Annotated in this window: 7 protein-coding genes; 4 read left to right on the top strand and 3 right to left on the bottom strand. The window is 73.1% G+C overall.

What is annotated here, in order from left to right; all coding sequences use genetic code 11:
* From FHL80_RS08230 to FHL80_RS08220, 3 genes are all read left to right on the top strand, one after another.
* Positions 1-188: PspC domain-containing protein (locus FHL80_RS08230; protein ID WP_138732947.1), on the top strand; the 188-nt coding region annotated here is incomplete at its 5' end.
* 175 nt (positions 189-363) lie between these two features.
* Positions 364-1,296: a PspC domain-containing protein gene (locus FHL80_RS08225; protein WP_138732946.1), complete on the top strand. Its 933-nt coding sequence runs from the start codon at positions 364-366 to the stop codon at positions 1,294-1,296.
* Entirely contained in the window at positions 1,289-1,579 is a 291-nt protein-coding gene (locus FHL80_RS08220; protein ID WP_138732945.1) for a hypothetical protein, read from the top strand. The genes FHL80_RS08225 and FHL80_RS08220 overlap by 8 nt, the downstream gene beginning before the upstream one ends.
* Positions 1,580-1,799: 220 nt before the next feature.
* Here FHL80_RS08220 and guaA read toward each other — a convergent pair whose 3' ends face one another.
* Genes guaA through guaB form a run of 3 tightly spaced genes read right to left on the bottom strand, consistent with a single transcriptional unit; the run spans position 1,800 to position 6,062 of the window.
* On the bottom strand, positions 1,800-3,368 hold the full coding sequence (gene guaA, locus FHL80_RS08215; RefSeq protein ID WP_138732944.1) for a glutamine-hydrolyzing GMP synthase: 1,569 nt from the start codon (positions 3,366-3,368) through the stop codon (positions 1,800-1,802).
* Positions 3,365-4,537, bottom strand: coding sequence for a GuaB3 family IMP dehydrogenase-related protein (locus FHL80_RS08210; RefSeq protein ID WP_138732943.1), 1,173 nt, complete (start codon positions 4,535-4,537; stop codon positions 3,365-3,367). Before FHL80_RS08210 ends, guaA begins: the two co-directional genes overlap by 4 nt.
* Before the next feature lie 4 nt (positions 4,538-4,541).
* On the bottom strand, positions 4,542-6,062 hold the full coding sequence (gene guaB / locus FHL80_RS08205) for an IMP dehydrogenase (protein WP_138732942.1): 1,521 nt from the start codon (positions 6,060-6,062) through the stop codon (positions 4,542-4,544).
* 185 nt (positions 6,063-6,247) lie between these two features.
* On the opposite strand from guaB, the gene FHL80_RS08200 reads away from it, so the two are divergent.
* Positions 6,248-6,673, top strand: a complete 426-nt coding sequence (locus FHL80_RS08200) for a DUF5319 family protein (RefSeq protein WP_138732941.1) — start codon at positions 6,248-6,250, stop codon at positions 6,671-6,673.

The raw sequence follows: 6,673 nt of genomic DNA, 5'->3' as shown, positions 1-6,673 counted from the left end.
GCCTGGCCCGGAGCAACACCGACAAGAAGATCGCCGGCGTCGCCGCCGGGCTGGCCGAGCACACCGGTGTGGACGCCGTCCTGTGGCGGGTGGCCTTCGTGGCCCTGACCCTCGCCGGCGGGGGCACCGGCATCCTGGTCTACGGGCTGCTCTGGCTGCTCATGCCGGCTCCGGAGGCCCGGAGCTGACCCCTCTCCAGCAGTCCCCCAGGACCGGGGGCGGACGCCACGGTGGCGTCCGCCCCCGGTCCTCGTCGTGTGCCGGACGGGTGCGGCCCGCACCGCAGGGTCAGGCCGGAGGATCAGGGTCGAACCGGGGCGTTCCCTGATACCGCCGGCGGGATCCGGTGAGCAGGCTGGTGCCATGACCTCAGCACTCCCTCCCTCCGCTCCCCCGCCGGTCCCGGACCAGCCGTGGGGCTCCTGGCCTCCCCCGCCGCCCAGCGGTCCGGCGCCCCGACCGCAGCTGCGCCGCAGCCGCTCGGACAAGGTGATCGGCGGCGTCGCCGGTGGCCTCGCCGAGTACACCGGCGTCGACGCCCTGCTGTGGCGGGTCGGTGCCATCGCGCTCACCCTCGCCGGCGGCAGCGGCCTGATCATCTACGTGCTGCTCTGGCTGCTCATGCCGGCCGGGCCGCCCGCCCGTCCCGGTGACCCGAGCGCCGCGGAGCGGGTCCGCACCGGCCCGCGGTCGGCGGTCCCCGGCGTGACCGTCGCCGCGCTGCTCATCGTGATCGGGCTGGGCGTCCTGCTCACCCAGTTCACCGACCTCGACCTCGGCGCCCGCGGCTTCCTGGGCACGGCGTTGCTGGTGGTGGGCGTGGGCCTGGTGGTCGGTGCGCTCACCGGCGTCGGCCGCGGCGCCAAGGGCGGTCTCATCGGGCTGGGCGTCGTCCTCGCCGCTGCCCTGGCCGCCGTCACCTCGATCGACCTGCCGAACGGCGACGTCGGTGACCGCACCTACCGGCCCGCCACGGCGTCCGCCGTCGAGGGGGTCTACGAGCACGCCGCCGGCGACCTCACCATCGACCTGCGGGACGTCGACCTGACCGACCTGACCTCGCCGATCGTGACCCGGATCGACCACGGCATCGGGGACGTCGAGGTGCTCGTGCCCCGCTCCGCCGACGTCCAGGTCACCTCGCACACCGGCATCGGTGACACCGACCTGTTCGGGGACAACTCCGACAGCGGCAGGTTCCCCGGCTTCGGCGCCCCCTGGTCCGGCGACGGGCAGCCCGAGTTCCGCATCACCATCGACTCCGGTGCCGGTGACGTGGAGGTGTCCCGTGGCTGACTACAGCGAGTTCCCGACAACGCCCACCCGCTGGCACGAGAACCTGCTGCCCGAGCCGGAGACCACGCCGTCGCCCGAGACCCCGGCGCCTCCAGTCCGGCGACCGGTCGACGCCGTCTCGCTCATCGCGGGCCTGCTCTTCATCGCACTGGCGGTGCTGCTGATGTCCGGCGTGGACGTCTCCGTCGACTGGTTCGGCCACGGCATCGCCTGGATCCTGCTGATCGGCGCCGGCGTCGGCCTGCTGTTCAACGAGCTCCGCCGAGCCCGCCACCGGCGCTGACGACGGAACACTGAGGAGCAGGACCCACGAGGGCCCGGGGAGCGAGAGCTCCCCGGGCCCTCGTCGTCACGGAGGACGTGCTGGCACGTCGGGCAGGGGGAAGGTGACATGCAGGCTCACCCCCGTGGCTCTGGTGCCCGGACCGAGCCCCAGCGAGGGCCGGTCAGGCCGCGTCCCGGGGCCCGCCGCGAGCTTGCGAGTGGTGGGGAGGACGGGGTCCTTATTCCCATTCGATGGTGCCCGGCGGCTTGCTCGTCACGTCGAGCACGACTCGGTTGACCTCGGCGACCTCGTTGGTGATCCGGGTGGAGATCCGCGCCAGCACGTCGTAGGGCAGCCGGGTCCAGTCCGCGGTCATCGCGTCCTCGCTGGACACCGGACGCAGCACGATCGGGTGGCCGTAGGTCCGGCCGTCGCCCTGCACGCCGACCGATCGGACGTCGGCCAGCAGCACCACCGGGCACTGCCAGATCTCGGTGTCCAGGTGCGCGGCGGAGAGCTCCTCGCGGGCGATCGCGTCGGCCTGGCGCAGCACGTCCAGCCGCTCCCGGGTGACCTCGCCGACGATCCGGATGCCCAGCCCGGGCCCGGGGAACGGCTGGCGCTGGACCAGCGTGTCCGGGAGCCCCAGCCGGCGGCCGACCTCGCGCACCTCGTCCTTGAACAGCGTGCGCAGCGGCTCGACCAGGGTGAAGGTGAGGTCCTCGGGCAGCCCGCCGACGTTGTGGTGGCTCTTGATGTTCGCCGTCCCGGTGCCGCCGCCGGACTCGACGACGTCGGGGTAGAGCGTGCCCTGCACCAGGAAGTCGACGGTCTCGCCGTGCTCCTCGGCCTCGGAGACGACGTCGAGGGCGGCCTGCTCGAAGACCCGGATGAACTCCCGGCCGATGGTCTTCCGCTTCTGCTCGGGGTCGCTGACCCCGGCCAGCGCCGCCAGGAACTGCTCGCTGGCGTCGACGACCCGCAGGTCCGCACCGGTGACGGCGACGAAGTCCCGCTCGATCTGCTCGGTCTCGCCCTGCCGCATCAGCCCGTGGTCGACGTAGACGCAGGTCAGCCTGTCCCCGATGGCGCGCTGGACGAGCGCGGCCGCGACCGCGGAGTCGACGCCGCCGGACAGGCCGCAGATGGCCCGCCGGTCGCCGATCTGCTCGCGGACCATCGCCACCTGCTCGTCGACGACGTTGGCCATCGTCCAGCTCGGCTGCAGGCCGGCGATGTCGAAGAGGAAGTGCTCGAGCACCGTCTGGCCGTGCGGGGTGTTCTTGACCTCGGGGTGGAACTGCACCCCGGCCAGCCGCCGGTCGACGTCCTCGAAGGCCGCGACCGGTGCGCCGGTCGACGTGGCGGTGACGGTGAACCCGGGCGGCGCGGCGCTGACGGCGTCCCCGTGGCTCATCCACACCGACTGCTCGTTCGGCAGGTCACCGAACAGCCGGCCCTGGGTGGTGACCGTCAGCGGGGTGCCGCCGTACTCGCGGTCGCCGGTGCGGGCGACGGTGCCGCCGAGGCTGGCCGCCATCGCCTGGAACCCGTAGCAGATGCCGAAGGCCGGGACCCCGGCCTCGAACACCGTCGGGTCCACCTGCGGGGCGTCCTCGGCGTACACGCTGGACGGTCCACCGGAGAGCACGATCGCCGCCGGCTTGCGGGCCAGCAGCTCCTCGACCGGGACGTCGGAGCCGACGAGCTCGGAGTAGACCCCGGCCTCGCGGATCCGGCGGGCGATGAGCTGGGCGTACTGCGCCCCGAAGTCGACGACCAGGACGGTCGGGAAGTCCATGCTCATCCGAGCAGGTGCCCCTCAGCGGCGGAGGAACCGGCGCCGTTGCCCCCGAGGACCAGGTCGACCCGCTGGAACTCCTTCAGGTCCCGGTAGCCGGTCTTGGCCATCGTGCGGCGCAGCGCACCGAAGAGGTTGGTGCGCCCGTCGGCGGCCTCGGCCGGGCCGAGCAGCACCTGCTGGAGGGTCCCCCGCGGGGTGGCCGGGGCGGACGTGCCGCCGCGGGGCAGCCGCGGGTGCGCCGCGACCGAGTCCCACCACACGCCGCCGCCCGGCGCGTCGGCGGCGGCCCGCAGCGGCTCCCCCACCTGGACGGCGTCGGCGCCGCAGGCCAGCGCGCGGGCGATCGCGCCGCTGGTCTCGATCCGGCCGTTGGCGATGACGTGCACGTACCGGCCACCGGTCTCGTCGAGGTAGTCGCGGCGGGCCGCGGCGGCATCGGCGATGGCGCTGGCCAGCGGCACCCGGATGCCCATGACGGCGTCGGCGGTCGACCAGCTGTCGGCTCCGACGCCGACGATGACGCCGGCCGCGCCGGTGCGCATGAGGTGCAGCGCGGTCTGGTAGTCCGCGGCCCCGCCGACGATCACCGGGACGTCGAGGTCGGCGATGAACTCCTTGAGGTTCAGCGCCTCCCCGCCCTTGGTGACGTGCTCGGCGGAGACGATGGTGCCCTGGATGACCAGCAGGTCGACCCCGGCGGCCAGCACCGTCGGGGCCAGCTGCACGGTGTGCTGCGGGGAGACGCGCACCGCCGCCGTCACACCCGAGTCGCGCATCTCCTTGATCCGCGCGGTGACCAGGTCGGGCTTGACCGGCTCGGCGTAGACCTGCTGCAGCAGCGCCGTCGGCGGACCCGTCTCCGGTGACGCGGCGTCGCGGAGCTGCCGGTAGACGTCGGTGGGGTCGTCGTACCGGGTCCACAGACCCTCGGCGTTGAGCACCCCCAGGCCACCGGCCCGGCCGACGGCGACCGCGGTCGCGGGGCTCACCACGGCGTCGCTGGGGCTGGTGACCAGCGGGATGTCGAACCGGAAGGCGTCGATCTGCCAGGAGGTCGAGACGTCGTCGTGGTCGCGGGTGCGCCGCGAGGGGACGATCGACACCTCGTCCAGGTCATAACCCCGGCGGGCGAAGCGGTTCAGGCCGATCTCGACGTTGTCACGTACGGGCAACGGGTCACCGACCTCGGTAGTTGGGGGCTTCGGTGGTCATCTGGATGTCGTGCGGGTGGCTCTCGGTCAGCCCGGCGGAGGTGATCCGGGTGAGCTGGCCGCGGTCCTGCAGCTCGGCGACGGTGGCGGTGCCCGCGTAACCCATGCCGGCCCGGAGACCGCCGACGAGCTGGTGGGCGACCCCGGACAGCGGGCCACGGTAGGGCACCTGGCCCTCGATGCCCTCGGGCACCAGCTTGTCGTCGGAGAGGACGTCGTCGGCGAAGTAGCGGTCCCGGCTGAAGGACTGGTTGCCGCGCTTCTGCATCGCGCCCAGCGAGCCCATGCCTCGGTAGGTCTTGTACTGCTTGCCGTTGGTGAACACCAGCTCGCCCGGTGCCTCCTCGACGCCGGCGAACAGGCCGCCGATCATCACCGTGTCGGCGCCGGCGACCAGCGCCTTGACGATGTCGCCGGAGTACTGCAGACCGCCGTCGGCGATCACCGGGATCCCGGCCGGACGTGCGGCCAGGCTGGCCTCGTAGATGGCGGTGACCTGCGGGACGCCGACGCCGGCGACCACCCGGGTGGTGCAGATCGAGCCCGGCCCGACACCGACCTTGACCGCGTCCACGCCCGCGTCGATGAGCGCCTGGGCGCCGCCCCGGGTGGCGATGTTGCCGCCGACGACCTGCACGCCGTGGCCGACGTTCGCGAAGTCCTTCTTGACCCGGGCGACCATGTCCAGCACCGCGCGCTGGTGACCGTGGGCGGTGTCGACGACGAGCACGTCGACCCCGGCGTCCACGAGCAGCCCGGCCCGCTTGTAGGCGTCCTCGCCCACGCCGAGGGCGGCCCCCACGGTGAGCCGGCCGTCGACGTCCTTGGTGGCGTTCGGGAACTGGTCGCGCTTGACGAAGTCCTTGACCGTGATCAGCCCGCGCAGCCGGCCGGCGGGGTCGACCAGCGGCAGCTTCTCGATCTTGTGCTGCTTGAGCAGCGCGAGGGCGTCCTCCGGGTCGACGCCCACCGGGGCGGTGACCAGGGGCATCGGCGTCATCACGTCGCGGACGAGGCGGTCCTGGTCGGTCTCGAAGCGCATGTCGCGGTTGGTGACCATGCCGACGAGCACGCCGTCGGCGTCGACCACCGGGGCGCCGGAGATCCGGTACCGGGCGGAGAGGGCGTCGACCTCGGCGAGGGTGTTCTCCGGGGAGCAGGTGACCGGGTTGGTGACCATGCCCGCCTCGGAGCGCTTCACCAGGTCGACCTGACCGGCCTGGTCCTCGGCGGCGAGGTTGCGGTGCAGGACGCCGATGCCACCGGCGCGGGCCATGGCGATCGCCATCCGCGACTCGGTGACGGTGTCCATCGCGGAGGAGACCAGCGGGATGGCCAGCCGGATGCCCCGGGTCAGCCGGGTGCTGGTGTCGACCTCGGTGGGCACGATGTCCGAGGGCCCGGGGACGAGCAGGACGTCGTCGTAGGTCAGGCCCAGCGGGGCGAACTTGGCCGGCAGTTCGGGTACGCGCTCGTCGGGCTGCATGTGCCGCCACCCTCTCGACTTCTTCGGTGGGAGCGCCGCAGACGGCGCAGGGAACGTGTTGATGGTAGGCGGACCCCCCGGGAGGCCGTCCCCCCGTTACCGTTGTGGGTTGGCGGGCACGCCCGCCCCGACTGCTGAGCGACCAGCAACGCCGAACACGCCGGCCATCCCGGCAAGGAGGACACGTGGACGCGTGGGACGACGCATTCGGCGCTTCACCTGACCGTGACCCGGACTTCGGGCCGGACGACCGGTCGGGGCAGCCGCCGCTGACCATGGAGGAGCGCGCCGGGGTGCTCGACGACCTCGCCGAGCTGGAGGTCTTCCGCACGTTGCTGGAGCCGACCGGGGTCAAGGGCATCGTCGTCGACTGCCCGGACTGCGACGAGGAACACCACGTCGACTGGGCACTCATGCAGGCCAACCTGCGGCAGCTGCTCGACGAGGGCCAGACCGGCCGGCACGAGCCGCCGTTCGACCCCGACCCCGACGACTACGTCAGCTGGGACTACGCCAGCGGCTACGCCGACGGGGTGGCCGCGCTCGCCGAGCGCGAGGAACCCAGCGGCCGGCACGGCAGCGCCGGCGGCAAGCACGCCCGCGACGACTGA

Origin of the sequence: Modestobacter excelsi (genome assembly GCF_005930495.1) — a bacterium.
Lineage (GTDB): Bacteria > Actinomycetota > Actinomycetes > Mycobacteriales > Geodermatophilaceae > Modestobacter > Modestobacter excelsi.
This window is presented reverse-complemented; position numbering and strand designations above follow the sequence as displayed.